The sequence below is a fragment of the Bradyrhizobium sp. OK095 genome (assembly GCF_900109945.1).
In the GTDB taxonomy this organism is placed as follows: Bacteria; Pseudomonadota; Alphaproteobacteria; order Rhizobiales; family Xanthobacteraceae; genus Bradyrhizobium.
Genome location: NZ_FOBX01000015.1, coordinates 149,626 through 174,104, shown reverse-complemented (window position 1 = coordinate 174,104; position 24,479 = coordinate 149,626). Strand labels below are relative to the sequence as shown.

Below are 24,479 nucleotides of genomic sequence, written 5' to 3'. Positions count from 1 at the left end.
ATCGGCCACCTCGTCAGAGGCGTTCTGCCCGGCGAATGCAGCAACTACTTTGTTAATGCCGGATACGCTTCCATCAAAAAATGAAACGCTCTAGACCCTCATGGTGAGGAGCGCGGAACGCGCGTCTCGAACCATGAAGGCCCGGATCTCGCGTGCGGCCATCCTTCGAGACGCCCGCTTTCGCGGGCTCCTCAGGATGAGGGTTGAGTGCGCACAGCCGCATCTCATCCGTTCGAATGATCTACCGCGTCTCCAGCATGGCGACGCGGATGCCGAGATAGATAAAGAGGCCGCCGAGCGCGTGGTTGACCCAGGCGATCGCGCCTTCGGAGCTTCGCAAGCGGTTCGCGGCTTTCGCCGCGAACGCCGCCAGCAGCAGGCACCACAGCGTCCCCGTAAAGATGAAGATCAGGCCGAGCGTCAGGAAGGCGAGCGGCTTGTGGGCTGAGTCGGCTGCGACGAATTGCGGCAGGAAGGCCAGGAAGAACAGCGCGACCTTGGGATTGAGCGCATTGGTGAAGACGCCCTGGAGGAAGACCCGCCGCAGCGAGCTCCGCTCCGGCTCGTCGATGGCCGACGCCAGCACAGGGCGCGACCACAGCATCTGAAGTCCTGTCACGACCAGATAGGCCGCGCCGACCAGCTTCAGGATCGAGAACGCGGTGGATGAAGCCATCAGCAGGGCTGAAAGGCCGATCGCAGCGCCCGCGACGTGGAAAAAGCAGCCGCAACTGATGCCGAAGGCGGCGGCGGCGCCGCCCCGCCAGCCCATCTGCATGCTGCGGCCGATCACGTAGACGCTATCAGGCCCCGGCGTGATGTTGAGCAAGATGCCCGACAGGATGAAGAGCCAGATTTCGTGAATGCCCAGCATGTGAGGTGCCCCGCCGCCCCGCTCCCCGTCTCAAGGAGCTGGACTTAGTCGGTTCGCTCGGCCCAGTCCACCACCGGGATCGCGTAGGATTTACCTCGAATTTGCAATGCGGATCATACTTTCGCTCGGCCTCATCTGCTCTATAAAGGCAGGGTTCTTGAAATGCGGGATTCGCGGCGGCTGCCACACCGTGGCCGGTCACAGATCCCTTGGAGCTCCGGAATATGGAAAGACGTCTGGCCGCCATCGTCTGCGCCGATGTCGCCGGCTATTCGCGCATGATGGGCAACGACGAGGCCGGCACCCATGCCGCCTTCAAGGCCCATCGCAGCGCGATCCATCCCATCATCCTCAATCATGGCGGCCGCGTCGTCAAAAACACCGGCGACGGCTTCCTGCTGGAGTTCCCGAGCATCGTCGGCGCCACCGAGGCCGCGGTCGCGATGCAGACGGTCATGGCGGAGCGCAACCTCCATCTGCCTGCCGAACGTGCCATGCAATTCCGGCTCGGCATCCATATGGGCGACGTCATCGCCGACGAGGACGAGGTATTCGGTGACGATGTCAACATTGCCGTCCGCCTCGAATCCGTCGCGAGCCCTGGCGGCTTCGCGATCTCGGCCAAGGCCTATCGCGAGGCGAGCAAGCACCTGACGGTACTGCTGGTCGATGGCGGCAACCACCGCTTCAAGAACATCAAGGATCCAGTTGGTATCTGGACCTGGACGCCCGAAGGCGCACCGGCGCTCGCGCCCGAGCTCAGGGAGGCCTCCACGCTCTCGCAGCAGTACCGCACCGCCATCGTCGGCGTGCTGCCCTTCGCCAATCTGAGCGACGCCCAGGACGAATATTTTTCCGACGGCTTGACCGAGGATCTAATCCACGCGCTGTCGCTGCAATCCTTCTATCGCGTGCTGAGCCGCAACTCGACCTTCGCCTTCAAGGGCAGGAACACCGGCACGCGCCTGATCGCGCGCGAGATCGACGCCACCTATCTGATCCAGGGTTCGGTGCGGCGCGCCGGCGCAAAAATCCGCGTCACCGCCGAGCTGATCGCGCCGGAGACCGGCGAGCAGCTCTGGACCGGACGCTACGACCGCGACATCGGCGACCTCTTCGCGATGCAGGACGAGATCACCACCAATTTGTCTGCCGCCATCGCCACCGAGATCGTCCGGGCCGAGGCCTCGGCACCGGCGCGGCTCTCGACCGACGTGACCGCCTGGGACCGCTTCCTCAAGGGGCTGTCGCATTACTACCGGCAGACAAAAGAGGATTTGGCCACCGCCGTCGACCTGTTCCGGGAGGCGATCGCGGTCGATCCAAAACTGTCGATCGCCCACGCCTATCTCGCCACGATCCAGATTCAGAGCATCCAGTTCGGCTGGGTCAAGGGCACGCGCGAGATGTGGGCCGAGGCGATGGGTCTCGCCGAGACCAGCGTCCGGCTCGACCCGCGCTCCTCCTTCGCGTTCTCGATCCTGTCCTGGGCGCATGCGCTGGAGGGGCATTACGAGGCCGCGATGGACGCCGCCAAGCGTGCGGTCGCGCTCAACCCCTACGACAACGGCGCGCGCGGCGTGCTCGGCATCTGCCATTTCGTCATCGGCGAGCACCGCGAGGCGATCGAGCTGTTCTCGATGGCCGCGCAGCGCGACAACAGCGACCCGCGCTACCAATGGGCCGCGCTGAACGCCTTCAGCCATTATCTGTTGAGACAGTACGACGCGACGCTGTCATGGGCCCGCGAGCAGCTCTACATCAACCCGAACCACATGCAGGCGCTGGCGATCCGCGCCGCGGCGCTGGCGCAATTGGGCCGGGACGACGAAGCATTCGAGGCCACCCGCATGCTGATGGGCAACTACCCGACCCTGAATGTCGACCGCCATTTGCGCAATTTCCATTGGAAGCGGCCCGAGGACCTCGGCCATTACCGCGAGGGCCTACTGAAGGCGGGCGTGCCGCTCGGCAAGCTGACCCTGGTCCAGAGCGACCTCAAACGCGCTGCCGAGTCCTGACGGGCCAGCCCTCGTGGTCGCCCGACAGTCTCTCGTCAATTTCCTCTCCGTTTTTCCGGCGACATCACGCCGGCCTTTATTGACACGACAGTGAATTCGGCCACACTTCGTTACACGCTGAAGTAGTACAGCTTGCTGTCGTTTTGTTAGGACTTTCCGCGCTTGATCGGCGCGTCCGTTTTTCACGAATCGCCGTTTTCAGGATTTTGGGCCATGCATGACCCCGCTTCGAAGCCGCCCTTCGACCCCTCGATCCAGGTCTCGCCCAACAATCCCTGTCCATTCCTGCGCGGTCTCGTCGGCGAGGGTTTCCTCGACGGCGGCACCGTCCCGCTCCGGACGGTGTCGCAGACCATCGCGAATGCGAGCGGCGAGACCGGGCTGAAGAAGACCTCGGCCCGCATCCAGGTCCGCGGCGTTGCACTGATCGCCAACGGCGCCTGTCACATCGTGCAAAGCATCTTCTGGGGTGCGCAGCTCAATGGCTTGCGCGGCGGCCCGCTCGACAAGCTCGGTGCCGGCTCGCGCATCCTCGGCGTCGACGGGAGCGTCAACGAGGAGGAGATCGCGCGGCTCTCCAGTTTCGGCGGCACCTATTCCGATCCCGATGGCGGCACCGAGACCGGGCTCAACGCCGCGCAAATCCAGACCTTCATGGGCAACAATCTCAAGCGCGCCGGCAATCAAGCGCGCTGGTACTACCCGCTCCTGATGAAGTTCGAATGGCCGATCCTGCTCAAGATCATGGGCAAGGGTCAGGGTGACGACCGCTATCTCAGCGTGGCCGAGGTGAGGACATTGTTCAACGAGCGCAAATTCCCTGACAGGGTCACCCAGCGGGTGGTCAGCCAGCCGGTCACCCCGCCCTCGCTGATCTTGCGCGTTGCCGGCGGGCTCGTCGCCGCGCTCCTCGTCTTTGGCGTCGTGGCGCTGCGCTTTCCCGATCAATTCCAGCCGATGCTGCCCGGCATCCTCGGCGACCTGGTGGCGCCGCCGTTGCCGAAGCTTGCCGAACCCCGGGCCGCGTACTGGCTCGAGCAAAACTGGGCGCTGGAGGACCGGCACTGGTTTCATCACGCCAGCCAGGGCACCGCGACCTTCCCGGTGCCCTATAGCTGGTTCATGGCGCTCGAGCAGCCGCGGCTTCACTTCTTCGTAAAGCCGGGGATGCTGCACGACAGCGACCATCTCCAGCGCTTCGGCTTCATCCCGAGCCCGCAGACGATCAACACCGACGACACCACGCTGCGCCGGTTCGGCTATGCCAACGTCTACGACAAGACGAAACCGGTGCCGGCGCGGCTTTGGGATCCGCCGGTTGACTGGGGTGCCCAGGCTGAAAACATCGGCGGCCTGCCAGTCGGCTTTGCGCGCATGACAGGCGTGCGCGATCCTGCGACCGGCCAACTCGGCGAGGACCGGATTGGCCTCACCTGCGCCGCCTGCCACACCGGCCAGATCCACTACAAAGGCATCGACATCCGCTTCGACGGCGGCCCGGCGATGACCGACCTGAGGAAGCTCGAAGTCACGACCGGCCTGTCGATCGCCTACACGCTCATCGTGCCGGGTCGCTTCAAGCGCTTCGCCGACCGCGTGCTCGGCCCCTCCGCCAACGATGCAGACCGCGATGCGCTGAAGCAGAAGCTGAGTGCGATCGGCACATTCCTGGTCGACTGGGAAAAGACCTACGCGAAAACCATCGCCGGCAAGACGAGGCTCAACCCGACAACGAAGCAGGAAGAAAAGCAGGAGAACACGGAAGAAGGATACGGCCGTCTCGACGCGCTCAACCGCATCGGCAATCAGGTCTTCGCCCAGGACATGACGCTCAGCGGCCTCAGCGGTTTCGAAAAGAACCTGCATGCCCAGGACGCCCCGGTCAGCTACCCGCCGATCTGGACCGTGCCCTGGCTCAAATACGCGCAATATGACGCGTCCATCGAACAACCGCTGATCCGCAATGCCGGCGAAGCGCTGGGCGTGACCGCGCTGCTCAATCTGTCCGACACTACGCCCAAGGACACGCTGTTCCGCTCGTCGATGGACATCAGGAATCTGAACTGGATCGAGGATCTGCTGAAGGGGTCGGCGCCCCTTCCGAAAAAGCAACTCTCCGGACTGACATCGCCAAAATGGCCGTCGGACATCTTCGGCGATGATGCCTGGAAGATCGATGGTGACCGCGTCAAGACCGGCCGCAAGCTCTATGCGCAGATCTGCGTCGAATGCCATCTTGGTCCGGTCAACGATCCCAAGTTCGACGCTGAATTTCCGGACCAGAGCATCTGGTCCTCGTCGCGCTGGGAGACCATCGGCCCCGACAAACTCCTGAACGAAGTCCAGAAAAGCGTCAAAGGCATGGGGACCGATCCCGCTCAGGCCAATGTGCTGGCGACGCGGATGGTTCAGGTGCCGGGCTTTCTCAAGCTCGATCCCACGCAGAAACTCAATGCCTGGTGGAACTGCAATCTGCCGGACATCTCTTCGACCAACATGCCGTACTCGGTCGGCCTGATGGTGCTCGTCGACATCGTCAGCCGCAAGGCGATGGACGATGCAAAGATCGACCCGAAGGTTCAGGACCTCTGGTGGGGCAAGCGCCAGAATTGCCCGAACCCCGGTCCGCAGCCGGCCGACAAGAATGAGCCGTCGCCCTGGTATCGCGCGCGTCCGCTCAACGGCGTCTGGGCCACCGCGCCTTACCTGCACAACGGATCGGTGCCCTCGCTCTACTGGATGCTGACGCCTGCGGCCGAGCGTCCCAAATCGTTCTGCATGGGTGGTGGTCGCGACTACGATCCGAAGCAGGTCGGTTTCGCGGTCGTTGACGGCGAGAGCTGCAAGACCGGGCAGTCGCGCTTCTCGACGCGGGCGTCCGATGGCACCGAGATGTACGGCAACAGCAATGCCGGCCATTCGTTCGATGGTACGCCGGGCCCCGGCAAGGACGGCACCATCGGCCGCGTGCTGAAAGAGCAGGAGCGCTACGATTTGATCGAGTATCTGAAGACGCTGTAGCGCGCTTTCTTACCTCGCCCCGCTTGCGGGGAGAGGTCGGATTGCATCGAAGATGCAATCCGGGTGAGGGGGTACAGGTCCCTCGACGATCTCGCGTGCGGAGAGAGGCCCCTCACCCCAACCCTCTCAGCGCGAGCGAAGCTCGTCGCGGCCCCGTGAGAACGGGGCGAGGGAGCGCACCGTCATTCCCGCCTCACTTGAACAGCGGCGTGCCCGGCACGAACGCGTCAAACGCCGCCCAGAACTGGGAGCGGTAGCGGTCCTGCTCCTGGAGGATCTCGTGCTTGGCGCCGGCGATCACGAGATGGGAGCCGGCGCGTAAGTGATAGGCGAACTCCTCGATCGCCGCGATCGAGACCACGGTGTCGCTTGAGGCCGCCAGCATCAGGATCGGCTGGCGGATCTCGGAGGGGTAGTCCATGCCCTTGAAGGTGTTCATCGCGCGGAAGGCGGTGTCCGCCCAGGCGATCGTCGGTGACGCGAGCCCCAGCGTCGGATCCTCCTCCAGGATCGCGACATTGCGCGCATAGCGCACGGGGTCGCTGGTCAGCGGATTGTTGATGAAGGGATTGAGCCCGGTGATCTGGTCGCTGCCGCCGGGGACATAGCGGCCGCCCATTCCCATCAGACGCATCGTCTTCAGCATCGCCCGCGCCGGCAACGAGGTGGTGCGGCCGGGCAAATCGATCATCGGCGCCGACAGCACCATGCGGTCGAACCAGCGCTTGCCGGCATGTGCCACCCGCAGCATCACCGTGCCGCCCATGGAGTGGGCGAGCGCGAAGAAGGGCGGCGGGCAATCCGGCAGCACAACCTGCTGCACGAAGGTTTCGACGTCGATCTCGAAATCGGCGAAGTCGCGCACATAGCCCTTGCGCGGATCGCGCAGGCGGCGCGAGGAGTGCCCCTGCCCGCGCCAGTCGATCATCGCCACCGCAAAGCCGCGGTCGCGCAAATCGCGCACGGTCTCGAAATATTTCTCGATCTGCTCGCTGCGCCCGGTGAAGACGCAGACCGTGCCCTTGCGGTTCGCCGGCGGCGCCCACCGCGCAAAGCGTAGCTCGACGCCATCGGGTGTCTTGATGGTGCCGCTGACGACGTCTTCGGGAACGGGATTGGACGGGATCGAGATCAGCGTCATTGGGCGAAAAATGCTGCAAATCAAGGGGAGGGAGCGCCGAAAAGGCGCAAATTTCCGCCCTCTTGAACGCCGTTCCCTTGAACCCATATCACCATGGTGCAGGCCGCTACCAGTGTTTCGGGACCGGAACATCAGGCTGCACACAGACGAAAGCCCGGCCCGATTGGCGGGCGGGTTACTCAACAGTCGCTCAATGGAGGACTTGACCATGCGTACCTACGACCTGACCCCCTTCTACCGTTCCACCGTCGGCTTCGACCGTCTCTTTAACTTGCTCGACCAGACGAGCTCGGACGGCAGCCCCGGTTATCCCCCCTACAACATCGAGCGCACCGGCGAGAACGATTACCGCATCGCCGTTGCGGTCTCGGGCTTTGCCAAGGATGAGCTCTCCATCGTCGCGAAGGAAAACACGCTGACGATCAAGGGGGAGAAAGTCGCCAACGAGAACTCGAAAGCCGAAGTGCTCTACCGCGGCATCGCCGCACGTGCCTTCGAACGCGCCTTCCAGCTTGCCGATTTCGTGCAGGTGAAGAATGCCTCGCTCGAGAACGGGCTGCTTCACGTCGACCTCGTCCGCGAGATTCCCGAGGCCAAGAAGCCGCGCCAGATCGCGATCAACGCCAGCGCGCCGAAGGCGCAGGTGATCGAGAACTCGGTCGCCGCTTAAAGCACACCGACAGCCACCAAGTTGCGAAAACGCCCCGGTGCCCCGGGGCGTTTTTTCGTTTTGCACCGCATCACAGAACGGTGAGAATACGTAACGCCGCCGCCTCGCGCTCCGTCCTTTGGATATCGCACCCAAAACAAGACGGAGAACGATCATGACTTTCTGGCGCAGCCTTTTCGTCGCCGCGAGCCTCTTGGCAGCCCCGCTCAGCCTTGCTCACGCGCAGACCCCGCAGACGGTGAAGGCGACGAACGTCGTGCTGGTACATGGCGCCTGGGCCGATGGCTCGAGCTGGTCCGAGGTGATCCCGATCCTCCAGGCCGCCGGCCTTCACGTCACGGCCGTGCAGAATCCGCTGTCCTCGCTTGCGGACTCCGTCGATGCAACCAGGCGCGCGCTGGCCGAGCAGGACGGACCGACCGTGCTGGTCGCGCATTCCTGGGGCGGCACCGTGATCAGCCAGGTCGGCAACGACCCGAAGGTCACCGGCCTCGTCTATGTCGCCGCACGCGCCCCCGATGCGAATGAGGACTTTGTGGCGCTATCGAAGCAATTTCCGACAGGGCCCGTGCGCGCCGGCATTGTCGAGCGCGACGGCACCACAAAACTGTCGGAAGACGCCTTCCTGAAGTATTTCGCCAACGGCGTGAAGCCGGAGCGGGCCAGGGAGCTCTACGCCGTGCAATGGCCGACGGCGGCCTCGATCTTCGCCGGCCGTACCACTGAGGCTGCATGGCACTCCAAGCCGAGCTGGTACGCGGTGTCGAAGAACGACGACACCATCAATCCCGATTTCGAGCGCTTCCTCGCCAAGCGCATGAACGCCACCACCATCGAGCTCGATGCCGGCCACCTCTCGCTGGTGTCGCATCCCAAGGAGGTGGCGAATCTGATCCTGGAAGCGGCGGGATATCCGCGAAGCTGAGCGGCGATCGCCTGACCAAGAAAAGCGTCCGAGATTCTCGGGCGCTTTTTGTTTTGCGCAGATCTAGTCCAGCCCCTGCGCCGCCGGCATGTCCTGGGTCGGCAGGATCGTCGCTGTCGGCTTGGCTTGGCCGACGGTTGGCGCGGCGGCCTCGGCGGGCTTGGCCTGCACGGCAGCGGTCTGCTGCGCGGGCTGCGGTGCTTGAGCCTGCTGTGGCGCAGGATCGGCCGGCTTCGCGGCGGCAACCGGCGTCTCGGCGCGTTGAGGCGCTGCCTTCGGCAATGGCACAGTCCGGCTGGCGACATGCGGGATCAGGGCCGGCGGGCGCGGCGGGCCGCTGCGGACCATGGTCGGCGGCAGCGCGCTTTGCGGCCCGTAAGGTGCAACCGCGCGCTCCTCATAGGCGGGCGCCATGCCATAGGCATCGCGCGCCGGCATGAAGCTCAAAATTCTGCCGTCGCGGGCATCGATCACCAGCCGGCCGTCATCGCCGCGGCGGTCGATCACCGCGATGGTGTAGACGCTGCCGCGCAGGCGCGGGATGCCGAGCGGCGAAAAACCGTTTTCGCGCAACACCGCGTAGACCTCGGTCGACGGCAACAGCGCCGGGGCCGGGCCGCGTTCCTCGTAGCCATAACCGTAGCCTTGGCCATAACCGTAACGCGGCGGTCGTGGCGGGGCGGCCTCCGGCGGCTCATAGGGTCCGTCGAAATCCGACACCGCGGTCATCGCCCCGCCAGCGATACCGCTCGCTGGAACTTGTGCCTGAGCGGCAGTCGCAGCCAGCGCCAGCGCGGCGGCGGCCACACATCCTGTGAAAAACTTCATGGTCGAGACGCTCCTGTCAGGCCCCGACTGCTTCGCGCTCTTTCGCTTCTTGCGGCGTGGCGCGCCTTTCGAAGGGGCGATCCGAAGCTTCATTCGGGATTTCGGCGTCTACAGGGCCGGATCAGGGCGCGTTTGCTTCAAAACCGGGGCCGCGCAACTTTCGGAAAGCGATTGATTGACATATCGGGAATCGGGACTTCCGCACGCTTGTGTGATAGACAAAAATTTGGCAAGGTGATGGTTAGGACAGGAAGACTGTCTCAATTTTGCTTGCAGTTCCGGCATAGGGATTGCAACGAAAGTCGGTGCTTTCGAGCGCCACGAAGGCAACAGGCAAAGCCGTTCTCGGGGACGAAGAACGCCTAGGCCTGAATTTAAGAAAATGCGGCTCGCAGCGGACGAGCGGTGACCCAGAGGCGGGTGCCGCGGAACGCCCAAGGTGCGCCGAAGATAGCGGTGAGGCAGCTTGCTGCAGGAGAGGATTGGAACAATGAACGGGTCGCAATTCGAGCGCGCAAACATCGTGGCAGAAGAGCTGTCGGCGACCGTCGCCTCGAAAACGACTGATCCGATTCAGGAACACAATTCGCGTCCGCCGGCCGTAGGCATGTACGACCCTGCCCTCGAAAAAGATTCCTGCGGCGTCGGCTTCATCGCCAACATCAAGGGCAAGAAGTCCCATGAGATCGTCGCCGACGCGCTCAACATCCTCTGCAACCTCGAGCATCGCGGCGCCGTCGGCGCCGACCCGCGCGCCGGCGACGGCGCCGGCATTCTGTTGCAGATCCCGCACGCCTTCTTCGGCCGCAAGGCCACAGAGCTCGGCTTCGCGCTGCCGGCGCCCGGCGAATACGCCATCGGCGCGCTGTTCATGCCGCGCGACACGGCCTGGCGCAACGTCATCAAGAGCATCATCGCCGACCAGATCAAGGAAGAGGGCCTGACCCTGCTCGGCTGGCGCGACGTGCCGACCGACAACTCCTCGCTCGGCGTCACCGTGAAGCCGACCGAGCCCGCCTGCATGCAGGTGTTCATCGGCCGCAACGGCACTGCCAAGACCGAGGACGAATTCGAGCGCCGGCTTTATATCCTGCGCAAGTCGATCTCGCAGGCGATCTATCAGCGTCGCGACCGCGGGCTTGCGGGCTATTACCCCTGCTCGATGTCCTGCCGGACCGTGATCTACAAGGGCATGTTCCTCGCCGACCAGCTCGGCAAGTACTATCCCGATTTACACGAAGCCGACTTCGAGAGCGCGCTGGCGCTGGTGCATCAGCGCTTCTCGACCAACACCTTTCCGGCCTGGTCGCTGGCGCATCCCTACCGCATGATTGCGCATAACGGCGAGATCAACACGCTGCGCGGCAACACCAACTGGATGGCGGCACGCCAGGCCTCCCTCAGCTCGGATCTCTACGGCAAGGACATCAACCGGCTCTGGCCGATCTCTTATGAGGGACAGTCGGACACCGCCTGCTTCGACAACGCGCTCGAATTCCTGGTGCAGGGCGGCTACTCGCTGCCGCACGCGGTCATGATGATGATTCCGGAGGCGTGGGCCGGCAATCCGCTGATGGATGAGAAGCGCCGCGCCTTCTACGAATATCACGCCGCGCTGATGGAGCCGTGGGACGGCCCCGCCGCGATCGCCTTCACCGACGGCCGCCAGATCGGCGCCACGCTCGACCGCAACGGCTTGCGGCCGGCGCGCTATCTCGTCACCAAGGACGACCGCATCGTGATGGCGTCCGAAATGGGCGTGCTGACGATCCCCGAGGACCAGATCATCACCAAGTGGCGCTTGCAGCCCGGCAAGATGCTGCTGGTCGACCTCGAACAGGGCCGTCTCATTCCCGACGACGAGATCAAGGCCGAGCTTGCCAGGAGCCATCCCTACAAGGAGTGGCTGGAGCGGACCCAGATCGTGCTGGAAGAGCTGCCGAAGGTGCCGACGACAGGCGTGCGCTCCAATTTGTCGCTGCTCGATCGCCAGCAGGCGTTCGGCTACAGCCAGGAAGACATCACCATCCTGATGACGCCGATGGCGGCCACGGGTGAGGAAGCCGCGGGATCGATGGGCAACGACACGCCGATCTCGGCGCTGTCGGACAAGGCCAAGCCGCTGTTCACCTACTTCAAGCAGAACTTCGCGCAGGTCACCAACCCGCCGATCGACCCGATCCGCGAGGAGCTGGTGATGAGCCTCGTCTCCATCATCGGACCGCGGCCAAACCTGTTCGACCTGCAGGGCCTCGCCACCACCAAGCGCCTCGAAGCGCGCCAGCCGATCCTGACCGACGCGGACCTCGAAAAGATCCGCTCGATCTCGGAGGTCGCCGAGTCGCACTTCAAGTCGCGCACGCTGGACACGACTTTCCACGCCGGTCTTGGTGCTGCCGGCATGGACCAGGTGCTCGACGAGCTCTGTGCGCGCGCGGAAAGCGCGGTGCGCGAAGGCGTCAACATCATCATCCTGTCCGATCGCATGGTCGGCTCGGACCGCGTGCCGATCCCGTCGCTGCTGGCTTGCGCCGCCGTGCATCATCATCTGATCCGCACCGGCTTGCGCACCTCGGTCGGTCTCGTCGTCGAATCCGGCGAACCGCGCGAAGTGCATCACTTCGCCTGCCTGGCCGGCTACGGCGCCGAAGCGATCAATCCTTATCTGGCGTTCGAAACCATCATCGCGATGAAGGACCGCCTGCCCGGCTCGCTCGACGATTACGAGATCGTCAAGCGCTACATCAAGTCGATCGGCAAGGGCCTTCTCAAGGTGATGTCCAAGATGGGCATCTCGACCTACCAGTCCTATTGCGGCGCGCAGATCTTTGACGCCATCGGCCTCAGGGCGGAATTCGTCGGAAAGTTCTTCGCCGGCACGCACACCCGCGTCGAGGGCGTCGGTCTCGCCGAGATCGCGGAAGAAGCGGTGCGCCGCCACGCCGACGCGTTCGGCGATTCGCTGGTCTACAAGACCTCGCTCGATGTCGGCGGCGAATATGCCTATCGCAGCCGCGGCGAGGACCATGCATGGACCGCGGAATCGGTCGGGCTGCTGCAGCATGCCGCCCGCGGCAATTCGCTGGACCGCTACCGCGCCTTCGCAAAGATCCTCAACGAGCAATCGGAGCGCCTGCTGACGCTGCGCGGCCTGTTCCGGATCAAGAACGCGGACGAAGACAAGCGCAAGCCCATCCCGATCGACCAGGTCGAGTCGGCCAAGGACATCGTCAGGCGTTTTGCCACCGGCGCGATGAGCTTCGGCTCGATCTCGCGCGAGGCGCACACCACGCTCGCGATCGCCATGAACCGGATCGGCGGCAAGTCGAACACCGGCGAAGGCGGCGAGGAATCCGACCGCTTCAAGCCGCTGCCGAACGGCGACAGCATGCGCTCGGCGATCAAGCAGGTTGCTTCCGGCCGCTTCGGCGTCACCACGGAGTATCTCGTCAACTCCGACATGATGCAGATCAAGATGGCGCAGGGTGCAAAGCCCGGTGAAGGCGGCCAATTGCCCGGCCACAAGGTCGACGCGACCATTGCCAAGGTTCGCCACTCGACGCCGGGCGTCGGCCTGATCTCGCCGCCGCCGCACCACGACATCTACTCGATCGAAGATCTCGCGCAGCTGATCTACGACCTGAAGAACGTCAACCCGGCGGGCGACGTCTCGGTCAAGCTGGTCTCCGAGATCGGCGTCGGCACGGTCGCCGCGGGCGTCGCCAAGGCGCGCGCGGACCATGTCACCATCGCGGGCTTCGAGGGCGGTACCGGTGCTTCGCCGCTGACTTCGATCAAGCATGCCGGCTCTCCGTGGGAAATCGGCCTTGCCGAAACCCACCAGACGCTGGTGCGCGAGCGGCTGCGCAGCCGCATCGTGGTCCAGGTCGATGGCGGTTTCCGCACCGGCCGTGACGTCGTGATCGGCGCACTCTTGGGTGCCGACGAGTTCGGCTTCGCCACTGCGCCGCTGATCGCGGCCGGCTGCATCATGATGCGCAAGTGCCATCTCAACACCTGCCCGGTCGGCGTCGCCACGCAGGACCCCGTCCTGCGCAAGCGCTTCACCGGCCAGCCCGAGCACGTGATCAACTACTTCTTCTTCGTTGCGGAAGAAGTCCGCGAGATCATGGCCTCGCTCGGCTTCCGCACCTTCAACGAGATGGTTGGCCAGGTTCAGCTGCTCGACCAGACCAGGCTGGTCGCGCACTGGAAGGCCAAGGGCCTCGATTTCTCGAAGCTGTTCGTCAAGCAGAAGGAAGAGAAGGGCCAGAAGATCTATCACTCCGAGCGCCAGAACCATCATCTGGAGGCGGTGCTCGACCGCACGCTGATCGAGAAGGCGCAGCCCGCGCTCGACCGTGGGGCGCCGGTAAAGATCGACGCCAATATCAACAGCACCAACCGTTCCGCCGGCGCGATGCTGTCCGGTGCGATCGCCAAGATCTACGGCAATGCCGGCCTGCCGAATGACACCATCCAGGTCAGCCTCAAGGGCACTGCCGGCCAGGCTTTCGGCGCCTGGCTCGCACATGGCGTCACTTTCGAGCTCGAGGGTGAAGCCAACGACTATGTCGGCAAGGGCCTCTCTGGCGGCAAGATCATCGTCAAGCCGCCGAAGAACTCTGCCATCGTGCCCGAAGAGAGCATCATCGTCGGCAACACCGTGATGTACGGCGCGACCGATGGCGAGTGTTACTTCCGCGGCATCGCCGGCGAGCGTTTCGCTGTGCGCAATTCGGGCGCGGTCGCCGTGGTCGAAGGCGCGGGCGATCATTGCTGCGAATACATGACCGGCGGCATCGTGGTCGTGCTCGGCAAGACCGGGCGCAACTTCGCGGCCGGCATGTCCGGCGGCATCGCCTATGTGCTCGACGAGAGCGGCGACTTCGACAAGCTGTGCAACATGGCGATGGTCGAGCTCGAGCCGGTGCTGTCGGAAGAGCTGATCAATGCCGGCACCTATCACCATTCCGGTGACCTCGAGGCGCACGGCCGGGTCGATGTGTTCAAGAACCTGCTCTCGTCCGACGTCGAGCGGCTGCACGTCCTGATCTCGCGTCACGCGAAAGCGACCGGCTCCAAGCGCGCCGCCGACATCCTTGCCAATTGGAAGGACTGGCTGCCCAAATTCCGCAAGGTGATGCCGGTCGAGTACCGGCGCGCGCTGCGCGAAATGGTCGCCAACGCGGACGCCGAGCCGAAAATCGCGATCGGGGCGTAGCTAAGAATGCCTCATGGTGAGGAGCGCGAAGCGCGTCTCGAACCATGAGACAACCAGCGGGGCCTTCATCCTTCGAGACGCGGCGCGAAGAGCGCGCCGCTCCTCAGGATGAGGGGTGAGAGAACAACGACCAAGCGGCAGGGACTTCGGGTTTAATGGGCAAGATCACGGGTTTTCTCGAAATCGAACGGCATGACCGCAAGTACACCCCGGTCGCCGAGCGCGTGAAGCATTACAACGAGTTCGTCGTTCCCTTGACCGAGAAGGAAACGCGCGACCAGGCCGCACGCTGCATGAATTGCGGCATTCCCTATTGCCACGGCACCGGCTCGGTGACGCCGGGCACGCCGGGCTGCCCGGTCAACAACCAGATCCCCGACTTCAACGACCTCGTCTATCAGGGCAACTGGGAAGAAGCCTCGCGCAATTTGCACTCGACCAACAATTTCCCGGAGTTCACCGGACGCATCTGCCCCGCGCCGTGCGAAGCATCCTGCACGCTCAACATCGACGACAACCCCGTCACCATCAAGACCATCGAATGCGCGATCGTCGACCGCGCCTGGGACAATGGCTGGCTGAAGCCTGAAATCGCCTCCGTCAAGACCGGCAAGAAGGTCGCCGTGGTCGGCTCCGGCCCGGCCGGCATGGCCTGCGCCCAGCAGCTCGCGCGCGCCGGCCATGACGTGCACCTGTTCGAGAAGTTCGCCAAGGCCGGCGGCCTGCTGCGTTATGGTATTCCCGACTTCAAGATGGAAAAGGGCGTCATCGACCGCCGCATCACGCAGATGGAAGGCGAAGGCGTCACCTTCCACTACAACAGCCATGTCGGCGCTGACGGCAATGTCGATCCGCGCGAGATGCTCAACGAATACGACGCGGTGGCACTGACCGGCGGCGCGGAAGCCCCGCGCGACCTGCCGATCCCCGGCCGCGAGTTTTCAGGCATCCACTACGCCATGGACTTCCTGCCGCAGCAGAATCGCCGCGTCTCCAGCGAGCCGCTGAACGGCGTCCAGGAGATTTTGGCAGGTGGCAAGCATGTCGTGGTCATCGGCGGCGGCGACACCGGCTCCGACTGCATCGGCACCTCGACGCGCCAGGGCGCGCTGTCCGTGACCCAGCTCGAGATCATGCCCGCTCCGCCCGAGCACGAGAACAAGGGCCTGACCTGGCCGAACTGGCCGCTGAAGATGCGGACATCGTCGAGCCAGGCCGAAGGCGCGGTCCGCGAATTCGCCGTGCTGACGCAAAAATTCACCGGCGAGAACGGCCAAGTGAAGAAGCTGCATTGCGTCCGCGTCGACGACAAGTTCAAGCCGATCGCCGGCAGCGAGTTCGAGCTCGACGCCGACCTCGTCCTGCTCGCGATGGGTTTCGTGCATCCCGTGCACGAAGGCCTGCTCAAGCTGCTCTCGGTCGAGCTCGACCCGCGCGGCAACGTCAAGGCCAATACGCTCGACTACCAGACCTCGCGGCCGAACGTGTTCTCCGCCGGCGACATGCGGCGTGGACAATCGCTGGTGGTGTGGGCGATCCGCGAAGGCCGGCTGTGTGCGAGGTCGATCGATACGTTCCTGATGGGAAAGACGGATCTGCCGCGCTGAGATTGGCGCGATCCGACCGCGACAAACACGACTGTCATCGCCCGCGAAAGCGGGCGATCCAGTATTCCACCAGCGGTGGTGATAGAACCGATAGGCTGCGGCGTACTGGATGCCCCGCCTTCGCGGGGCACGACAGCGGTGTGAGTGGTGAGAGCGCAGCTAAAGTCGCATCCACACGAACGCGCCCTCAGCCCTCAATTCTGCAACCTCACCCCCAGCATCACCACCGTCCCCTGCGAACTCGACCCCGCCTGGTTCGAATCCAGGATGTCATGCCGCAGCGTGCCCTTGATCCAGATGTTGCGGTTGAGCTTGTAGATCAGATTGCCTTCGAGCGAGTAGGTTTTGTCGTTGCGGCCCTGGTTCTGGTAGTCGTAGGTGCCGTAGGTGAACTTGCCCACGGCCGTCAGCCAGCGGCGGAAGTCGTGATCGACTTCGACGCCGTAAGTGTGCACCAGCACGCCGGAGGAGCCGGGGATGGTGGTTTCGGCGATCTGCGTGTCGGTAGCGAATTTCACCGTGGTGAGGCCGCTCGCGTTCCAGATTAGCGAGCCCGAGGTGAGGAAGCCCGCGAGCTGGCTGAGGCGCGGGTCGGTATAGCTGCGCGCGGAATAGCCGACCGAGACTTCGCCGGTGAGGATGCGCGAGAACTCAAAGGACGAGCCGATTTTGGCATAGCCGCCGTTTGAATCGCGGAGATAGCCGTTGCGGTCGGCGGCCTGGTCGTGGATTCGGGTGTCGCCCTGGACCTCGACGAAAGGTTTCAGCCCGGGCTTCAGCTCATAGGAGAAGCGCCCGACGCCGCCATACTGGTTGAAGTCGCGGTCGGTGTTACCAAAGGTCGTGCCGTCGGTGAGCTTTGAATCCGTATAGGCGGTGCGGTCCACGGTGGCGCCGGCGGCGACCTGGAAACGATTGAACGTCTGGTCGAAGCCGAAGGTGCCGCCATAGCTGGCATAGATCGGATATTTTTGCAGGCCGGCTTGCACGTTCGGGCTGCCGGGATTGTCGGTGGCGAGCCGCAGGCGCAGCTGCGAGGTCAGCTTGAGATCGCGGTCGACGTCGAGGCGGCCGTCGACATGGCCGGTGAAATCGGGGCGATTGATCTCGACCGGCGAGGGCGAGGCAAAACCGTCGATCGTCGCCGGCATGTTGGTGGTGTAGCCCGAAAACGAGCCGCGCAGATCGGCGACCAGCGCGTGGCGCTCCCAGTCGGACTGCACGAGGAGGTCGGGCGCCACGACATAGACCGGCGAGCCGATCGGCTTTTGCAGACGTGCCGGATTGGTGTCGTAGCCGGTCGAGAGCTCGAGCCCGCCCTTGATCAGAAAACTGCCGGCGTAATCGCCGACCGCGCCGAACGAATCGTCATCGACCTTGAGGCGGCGGCGCAGCGGCTGGCCGGGCACGTTGCCGGCCATCGCCGGCGGCACCGGTGTCTTATGCGCGGTCTCGGATGGCGGCGGCGCGATGCGCGGCGGGCCGAGAGTCCTATCCTGGGCGGCGGGAGGCACGGGCGAGCCGGGGCCAAGCGGGCGCTTCGGTTTCGGCTGGCCGGGATAGAGTTTTGGCTGCTGCCGCTTGCGGTTCAGCGAGTCGTAGCCGGAGCCGCTGGCGCCATTGGCGGCGGGCAGGCCATAGGTCGGGACCTGACCGATGCGTGAGGGGGCCGGCGCCTCCCGGCTCTTGCGCGGATCGGCATTGGGATCGGGCAGCGCCGGCAGCGCGTCCGAGGGCGCCTGCGGCACGCCCGCCGTGCGGCGCGTCGGCAGCGTCTCGGGCGAGGCAAAGCCGCCGCGGTTGGGATTGAACAGGTCGGGCGTGAGGCTCTGGGCAGCCACCGGAGTGCTTCCGAGGACGGTCAGCGCGAGGCAGGGGACGAGACACGGCAAGGCGGCGCGCAGAAACTGCGCGCGTTTGCTCCGGCCCGTGCCTGGAGACGACCCCACGATGTAATAAACTCCAACGAAATCAAACGCTTCCGCGATCGCCCCCGCCGGCCGGCGGGAACCATCGTTAATGGAGTTAAAACAATTATGGTTAATGACCGGTTGAGGGTTTTGGGAGCTCTCGTCGCCTCGCCCGCTGGAGCGTGCTAAGCAGGCGCCAACGGGCGAGCGCCCCTCTCCTCCTGGACCTAAACATGCCGAGTTCGAAACCGCTGATGACCCAATCATCCGGCCCCATCCCCGATAGCGTCGAATCCGCGCTCCGCACGCTGGAGACGGAGAGCGGCGGCATCAACGCGCTTGCCGCGGCGCTGCGCGGCCCGCTCGGCGAGACCTTCGCGAAAGCCGTGGACCTGATCCGTCAGGCAAAGGGCCGTGTCATCGTCACCGGGCTCGGCAAGTCAGGCCACATGGCGCGCAAGATCGCGGCGACGCTGGCTTCGACCGGCACGCCGGCCTTCTTCGTCCACACCGCGGAAGCTGCCCATGGCGACCTCGGCATGATCACCACCGACGACGTCATCATGGCGCTGTCGTGGTCCGGCGAGCAGCCGGAGATGAAGACACTGGTGAATTATTCGGCGCGGTTTGCGATCCCGATGATCGCCGTGACGTCGAACGCGGCGTCTTCGCTCGGACAAGCTGCCGACATCGTGCTCGAGCTGCCGAAGGCGCGCGAGGCCTGCCCGCACAATCTGGCGCCGACGACGTCGACGATGATGCAGGCCGCGATCGGCGATGCCATCGCGATCGCACTGCTCGAAGGCCGCGGCTTTACCGCGCTGGAGTTCGCGCATTTCCACCCTGGCGGCAAGCTGGGCGCGATGCTGAAATTCGTCCGCGACTACATGCGCACCGGCGCGGAGATTCCGCTCAAGCCGCTCGGCACAAAAATGTCGGACGCGGTGATGGAGATGTCGGCCAAGGGGCTGGGCTGCGTCTGCATCGTCGACGATTCCGGCGGGGTCGCAGGCATCATCACCGACGGCGATCTGCGCCGCCACATGCGGCCCGATCTGCTGACGGTGTCGGTCGACGACATCATGACCAGGCAGCCCAAAACCGTGCCCCCCTCGATGATGGCGACCGAGATGATCGAGGTGCTGAACACGCGCAAGATCACGACGCTGGTGGTGACCGAGGCGGACAAGGTGGTGGGTATCGTGCACCTGCACGATCTGCTGCGGGCGGGCGTGGCGTAGGCCCACGCTCTCTCCACCGTCATTGCGAGCGCAGCGAAGCAATCCAGAGTGCCTCCGCGGTGGCAGTCTGGATTGGTTCGTCGCAAGGGCTCCTCGCAATGACGGCGGTTAGACGGTCGGAAACCGCGCCGCGTTCTCCTCCAGAGGCAGCCGCAGCCCGTTCGCCAGATACGACACCGTGCGATAGAAGCCGCACAGCAGCATGACCTCCAAAATCTGCGCCTCGTCGTGATGCGCCGAGAGCGCGGCGAACTCGGCGTCATCGAGCGTCGCGCGGGCGTGCAGCGCGTCGACCGCTGCGATCAGCGCCTGCTCCGCCGGCGACCAGCAGACTGACGTCGCGTCGCCCTGCACGGTCGCACGCACCTCTTCCTCCGTGAGTTTCGCCGGCCCGGCAAAAATCGCGACATGCACGCCCCATTCATATTCGCATGTGTTGAGAGCGCAGGTGCGATCGATGACGATCTCGCGCTGGCGCAATGAGAGTGGACCCGGATCGAGCAACCCGCCGGCGCGGAACTTGTCCCAGGCGCGCGTATGGCCCGCCATCACCCGGAACAGCACCAGCGGCGGCGCGCCGCGCATGATGCGGTCGAATTGTTGCTGGATCTCCGGGGGATAAGGCTGATCGAGCGGGGCGATGCGCGGCATGGCCTGAGACACGGACCGTCTCCGTTGCTACATTTATCGTAGCAGTACGCTACATTATTTGTAGCAATACGCAAGAGGGCGACGATGGCGAAACAGGCAGCATCAGGGAAGGTCCGCGGCTCGCGCACCGGACGGCCGGTCATGGCGCTGCTCGATTTGCTCGGCCGCCGCTGGAGCCTGCGCATCCTGTGGGAATTGCGTGACGCCCCCCTCACCTCCCGCGGCTTACGCACCGCTTGCGACGATGCCTCACCGACGGTGCTGCAAGCGCGGCTGACGGAGCTGCGCGAGGCCGGGTTCGTGGAGCTGGGCGATGGTGGAGGCTACGGACTGACGGCGCTGGGGCGCGATCTGTGCGCGACGTTCATGCCGCTGCACCGGTTTGCGGAGAGGTGGAAGAAGTGAGCTTCAGAGCCAACCGCGCACACTGATCTCCCTTCTCCCCTTGTGGGAGAAGGTGGCGCGAAGCGCCGGATGAGGGGTTTGCCTCAACAAGTTCAGATCAGCATGTGAGGAGACAGACCCCTCACCCGTCTCGTCGCTTTGCGACGAGCCACCCTCTCCCACAAGGGGAGAGGGTAAGAAACTACGCTGCCGCCACCGTCAGATTCACACCGTCCACTTGCACCACCTTCACCCGCGTCCCCGCCGGCGTATCAGGACCTGCCACGCGCCAAACCGTGTCGCCGATGCGCACGGTGCCGTTGCCGTCGATGATCGGCTTCTCCAGCGTGAACTCGCGCCCTAACAGCGCTTCGGTGCGCTTGTTGAGGAAGGGGCTGGCGCTCGCGTCCGGATTCGGCCGGGCGAGGCGGCGCCACACCGGCACGGCGGCTGCCGCGAAGATCGCGAACATCACAAGCTGGATCTGCCAGGATATGGCGACAGCGAACGAGATCAGGCCGACCAGCAGCGCGGCAAGCCCGAGCCAGAACAGGAAGACGCCCGGCGCCAGTACCTCCAGCGCCATCAGGATGAAGCCGAAGATCAGCCAGTTCCAGGTGCCGAGCGTAACGAACATGTCGGTCATGACACGACCTCTTTGAAGTGGCGCATGCCCTCATTACCGCGGTGGCACTGCCGGCGGCGTGGGGCTCGACGACGGCACCGAGCCGCTGCGGCGGGCGGCGGCTGAAGCGGATGCGGCGCTTTCGCCGAACGTCGCCTTGGCGATCTCGCCGATGCCGGCGAGCGAGCCCAGCAAGCTCATGGCCTCCATCGGCAGCATGATGACTTTCTGGTTCGGTGCATCCGCGAACTGGCCAAACGCCTTGATGTATTTGTCGGCGATGAAGTAGTTCAGCGCAGCCACGTCACCCTTGGCGATCGCCTCGCTGACCATTTGCGTCGCCTTGGCCTCGGCTTCCGCCGACCGCTCGCGCGCTTCCGCGTCGCGGAAGGCGGCCTCGCGGCGACCTTCCGCCTGAAGGATCTGCCCCTGCTTGGCACCTTCAGCGCGCAGGATCTCGGACTGGCGCGCACCTTCGGCTTGCAGGATGTCGGCGCGCTTGACGCGTTCGGCCTTCATCTGCCGGCCCATGGCCTCGACGAGATCGGCGGGCGGCACGATGTCCTTGATCTCGATGCGGTTGACCTTGAGACCCCACGGCGAGACCGCGGCATCGACCACGCGCAGCAGGCGCTCGTTGATCTCGTCACGGTGCGACAGCACCTGGTCGAGATCCATCGAGCCCATCACCGAGCGGATGTTGGTCATGGTCAGCACGATGATCGCCTGCTCGAGATTGGCGACCTCGTAGCTCGCCTTGGCCGCGTCAAACACCTGGAAGAAGGCGACGCCGTCCACTGTCACGGTGGCGTTGTCCTTGGTGATCACCTCCTGCTCGGGAATGTTGATCACCTGCTCCATCATGTTGATCTTGCGCCCGACGCGATCGAAATAGGGCACGATCAAATTGAGCCCCGGGCTCAGTGTCTGGGTGTACTTGCCGAACCGCTCGATGGTCCAGTCATAGCCCTGCGGCACCGTCTTCACGCCGGCAATCAGCGTGACGATGACGAGCAAAACCAGAACAATCGCGAAAATGTCGAAACCGCTCATATTTCCTCCAAGGCGGGAAAAAGCCCTTGCCCGCGCTGTCATTGGTCGGGATCGCCACCTTACCGGTTCAGCGGTCGCGACTCACGTCGGCATTGGCGCGATTCTGCACAAGACGTGCGGAGAGGGAACGGTCACGATTATGTATTTGCGAGAGGGCCTTGAAAGCACGGGGCCGCAGACCTAGCGGCGAAAGTTAACGAATCCGGACATGCCGTCCGCCACCGGCGCCCCTATTCGATCACCTCGTTCGCGATTGCGAGCAGGCCCGGGGAAAGCGTGACGCCAAGCGCCTTGGCCGTCTTCAGGTTGACCGCGAGCTCGAATTTGGTGGGGTTCTGGACCGGCAGGTCGGCTGGCCGTGCGCCCTTCAGGATACGATCGATGTAGTTGGCGGCGCGGCGAAGCTGCTCCGCACTGTCGGTGCTGTAGGACATCAGCCCGCCCTCCTCGACGAAGGTGCGGCTCCAGAACATTGCGGGCACGCGCGCCTCACTGATCGCCGCAAGCAGATGCGCGCGATTGGCCATGGTGAAGAAGTCCGGCAGGATTAGCAGGCCGCCGTCTTTCCGCGAGGCCAGCGCCGCAATCGAGGCGGCGTCATGCACCGGCGCGGGTTCGGCCGTCACGTGAAGGGTGCGCGCGGCGTCCTCGATGGTGCGCAGCATCAGCGGCGCGAACGGCGCGGTGGCGGGATTATAGACGATGAGGACGCGGGACAATTTTGGTGTGACCTGCGTCAGCATCTCCAGCCATTTGCCGGCGAGCGGGCCGTCATAATCGGTGAAGCCGGTGATGTTGCCGCCGGGATGCGCGAGGTTTTTGACAAAGCCCTGGCTGACGGGATCGGTGACGACGGCGAACACGATCGGGATCGTCGTGGTGCGCTGGCGCAGTTCCTCGACCGACGGCGTACCGATCGCGAGCAGGACATCGGGTTTGAGCGCGATCAGTTCGTCCGCAAACCGGGCGATGGGGGCACGATCCCCGCCACCACTGCGCCAGTCGATCTTGATATTGTCCCGCTCCTTCCAGCCATCGGCGGCAAGCGCCTCGGCGAGGCGAGCTTGTCCAATCACATCATCGGCGGTGACCGAAAGCACGCCGAGGCGGCGTGTTGGCTGCTGCGCGAGCACCGGGGCCGGCAGCGCGGCGATCATCCCAAGAAGCGCCAGACATTCGCGGCGGTTCATGGGGGGCTCATCAGATCCAGCCCTGAAGCTCGCGCAACACCAGCGTCCGGATCACATCCATGCCGGGTTCGCTGTCGTTGAGACAGGGGATCGCGGAAAAGTCTTCGCCGCCATTGTGCTCGAAAATCTCGGCGTTCTCCTGCGCGATCTCTTCCAGCGTCTCCAGGCAGTCGGCGGAGAAGCCCGGCGTCACCACCGCGATGCGGCGCACGCCTTCTTTGGCGAGCCGCTCCATCGTCTTGTCGGTGTAGGGCTGCAGCCACTCGTCGAATCCGAAGCGGGACTGGAAGGTCAGCAGCAATTTCGTCTCGTCCATGCCGAGTCGGCGGCGCAGGGCCTCGGTGGTGGCAACGCACTGGCCTTGATAGGGATCGCCCTTCTCGACGTAGGTTTTCGGCATGCCGTGGAAGGACGCGACGATCAGCTCCGGCTTGAAGGACAGTGTGGCCAGATGCGTCTCGATCGAGACGGCGAGCGCCTCGATATAGGCCTCGTCCTCGTAATAAGGCGGCGTCACCCGCAGCGTCGGCTGGTTGCGCAGGCGGGCGAGCACGCGGAACACTTCGTCGCAGACGGTGGCCGAGGTCGGGGCGGAATATTGCGGGTAGAGGGGGACGGCGAGGATGCGGTCGCACCCCTTCGCGATCAGCGCGTCGATGCCCGATCTGATTGAGGGATTGCCGTAGCGCATCGCCCAGTCCACCACGACATGGTCGCGGTCCGACAGCGCGGCGGCGAGCTTGTCGCTCTGGGCGCGCGTGATGGTCTTAAGCGGCGACTCGTTCTTCTCGGTGTTCCAGATCTTCAGATAGTCGCGCGCCTTGGCGCGGGGCCGGGTGCGCAGGATGATGCCGTTCAGCACCACTTTCCAGATCAGGCCCTGGTCCTCGATGACGCGGGCGTCGGACAGGAACTCCTTGAGGTAGACGCGCACGCCCGGCGCATCGGCCGTATCGGGCGTGCCGAGATTGACCAGAAGCACGCCGACGCGCTTCGGGGCGGGTTGGACGGCCGGTTTGGCGGCCTCGATGGGGACGACGTTGGTCATGGCTCTGTGGGTCGCGCGTTGGTCCGAACTTGTCAAGATGAGGCCGGAATCGCTAGGGTCGCACCC

The 24,479-nt window shown here is 64.5% G+C and carries 17 protein-coding genes; 8 read left to right on the top strand and 9 right to left on the bottom strand.

Features of this window, described 5'->3' with window-relative positions; genetic code table 11:
- Positions 1-241: 241 nt before the first annotated feature.
- Complete coding sequence (locus tag BMW89_RS31650) at positions 242-874, bottom strand: LysE family translocator (RefSeq protein ID WP_092033726.1); 633 nt, start codon at positions 872-874, stop codon at positions 242-244.
- Positions 875-1,098: 224 nt separating this feature from the next.
- Between BMW89_RS31650 and BMW89_RS31645 the strand changes: the two genes are divergently transcribed.
- Both BMW89_RS31645 and BMW89_RS31640 read left to right on the top strand, forming a co-directional pair.
- Positions 1,099-2,895, top strand: a complete 1,797-nt coding sequence (locus BMW89_RS31645; RefSeq protein WP_092033723.1) for an adenylate/guanylate cyclase domain-containing protein — start codon at positions 1,099-1,101, stop codon at positions 2,893-2,895.
- A 213-nt stretch (positions 2,896-3,108) separates the two neighbouring features.
- The gene (locus BMW89_RS31640) at positions 3,109-5,916 is read left to right on the top strand and encodes a di-heme-cytochrome C peroxidase (RefSeq protein WP_092033765.1); all 2,808 of its coding nucleotides are present in this window, start codon (positions 3,109-3,111) and stop codon (positions 5,914-5,916) included.
- 193 nt (positions 5,917-6,109) lie between these two features.
- Here BMW89_RS31640 and BMW89_RS31635 read toward each other — a convergent pair whose 3' ends face one another.
- Positions 6,110-7,057, bottom strand: a complete 948-nt coding sequence (locus BMW89_RS31635) for an alpha/beta fold hydrolase (protein ID WP_092033718.1) — start codon at positions 7,055-7,057, stop codon at positions 6,110-6,112.
- Between the two features lie 208 nt (positions 7,058-7,265).
- Here BMW89_RS31635 and BMW89_RS31630 point away from each other — a divergent pair, with 208 nt between their 5' ends.
- Positions 7,266-7,727 (top strand): Hsp20 family protein, encoded by a 462-nt coding sequence (locus BMW89_RS31630; protein WP_177196460.1) that lies wholly within the window; start codon positions 7,266-7,268, stop codon positions 7,725-7,727.
- Positions 7,728-7,881: 154 nt separating this feature from the next.
- A complete protein-coding gene (locus BMW89_RS31625) occupies positions 7,882-8,652 on the top strand; it encodes an alpha/beta fold hydrolase (protein WP_092033710.1) in 771 nt (256 codons plus the stop codon).
- A gap of 63 nt (positions 8,653-8,715) precedes the next feature.
- Here the strand turns inward: BMW89_RS31625 and BMW89_RS31620 are convergent, their stop codons facing one another.
- Positions 8,716-9,480, bottom strand: a complete 765-nt coding sequence (locus BMW89_RS31620; protein ID WP_092033761.1) for a hypothetical protein — start codon at positions 9,478-9,480, stop codon at positions 8,716-8,718.
- A gap of 490 nt (positions 9,481-9,970) precedes the next feature.
- On the opposite strand from BMW89_RS31620, the gene gltB reads away from it, so the two are divergent.
- Together gltB and BMW89_RS31610 are read left to right on the top strand one after the other, a co-directional pair.
- Positions 9,971-14,704: a glutamate synthase large subunit gene (gene gltB / locus BMW89_RS31615; protein ID WP_092033706.1), complete on the top strand. Its 4,734-nt coding sequence runs from the start codon at positions 9,971-9,973 to the stop codon at positions 14,702-14,704.
- Positions 14,705-14,859: 155 nt separating this feature from the next.
- Complete coding sequence (locus BMW89_RS31610) at positions 14,860-16,311, top strand: glutamate synthase subunit beta (RefSeq protein ID WP_092033702.1); 1,452 nt, start codon at positions 14,860-14,862, stop codon at positions 16,309-16,311.
- 194 nt (positions 16,312-16,505) lie between these two features.
- Here BMW89_RS31610 and BMW89_RS31605 read toward each other — a convergent pair whose 3' ends face one another.
- Complete coding sequence (locus BMW89_RS31605; RefSeq protein ID WP_092033699.1) at positions 16,506-18,260, bottom strand: outer membrane beta-barrel protein; 1,755 nt, start codon at positions 18,258-18,260, stop codon at positions 16,506-16,508.
- 194 nt (positions 18,261-18,454) lie between these two features.
- Here BMW89_RS31605 and BMW89_RS31600 point away from each other — a divergent pair, with 194 nt between their 5' ends.
- A complete protein-coding gene (locus tag BMW89_RS31600; protein WP_177196459.1) occupies positions 18,455-19,462 on the top strand; it encodes a KpsF/GutQ family sugar-phosphate isomerase in 1,008 nt (335 codons plus the stop codon).
- Between the two features lie 108 nt (positions 19,463-19,570).
- On the opposite strand, the gene BMW89_RS31595 is transcribed toward BMW89_RS31600, so the two are convergent.
- Entirely contained in the window at positions 19,571-20,125 is a 555-nt protein-coding gene (locus BMW89_RS31595; protein ID WP_092033693.1) for a carboxymuconolactone decarboxylase family protein, read from the bottom strand.
- A gap of 72 nt (positions 20,126-20,197) precedes the next feature.
- Here BMW89_RS31595 and BMW89_RS31590 point away from each other — a divergent pair, with 72 nt between their 5' ends.
- On the top strand, positions 20,198-20,518 hold the full coding sequence (locus tag BMW89_RS31590; RefSeq protein ID WP_092033690.1) for a winged helix-turn-helix transcriptional regulator: 321 nt from the start codon (positions 20,198-20,200) through the stop codon (positions 20,516-20,518).
- Positions 20,519-20,699: 181 nt separating this feature from the next.
- Here the strand turns inward: BMW89_RS31590 and BMW89_RS31585 are convergent, their stop codons facing one another.
- The 4 genes from BMW89_RS31585 to hemH all read right to left on the bottom strand — a co-directional run bounded on the left by BMW89_RS31585 (position 20,700) and on the right by hemH (position 24,413).
- A complete protein-coding gene (locus BMW89_RS31585; protein WP_092033660.1) occupies positions 20,700-21,143 on the bottom strand; it encodes an NfeD family protein in 444 nt (147 codons plus the stop codon).
- Between the two features lie 33 nt (positions 21,144-21,176).
- On the bottom strand, positions 21,177-22,175 hold the full coding sequence (locus BMW89_RS31580) for an SPFH domain-containing protein (protein WP_092033656.1): 999 nt from the start codon (positions 22,173-22,175) through the stop codon (positions 21,177-21,179).
- A 230-nt stretch (positions 22,176-22,405) separates the two neighbouring features.
- Positions 22,406-23,365: an ABC transporter substrate-binding protein gene (locus tag BMW89_RS31575; RefSeq protein WP_092033653.1), complete on the bottom strand. Its 960-nt coding sequence runs from the start codon at positions 23,363-23,365 to the stop codon at positions 22,406-22,408.
- A 10-nt stretch (positions 23,366-23,375) separates the two neighbouring features.
- Positions 23,376-24,413 carry a ferrochelatase gene (gene hemH, locus BMW89_RS31570; protein ID WP_092033650.1) on the bottom strand — a complete coding sequence of 346 codons (1,038 nt, stop codon included), beginning with the start codon at positions 24,411-24,413 and terminating at the stop codon, positions 23,376-23,378.
- Positions 24,414-24,479: the final 66 nt, after the last annotated feature.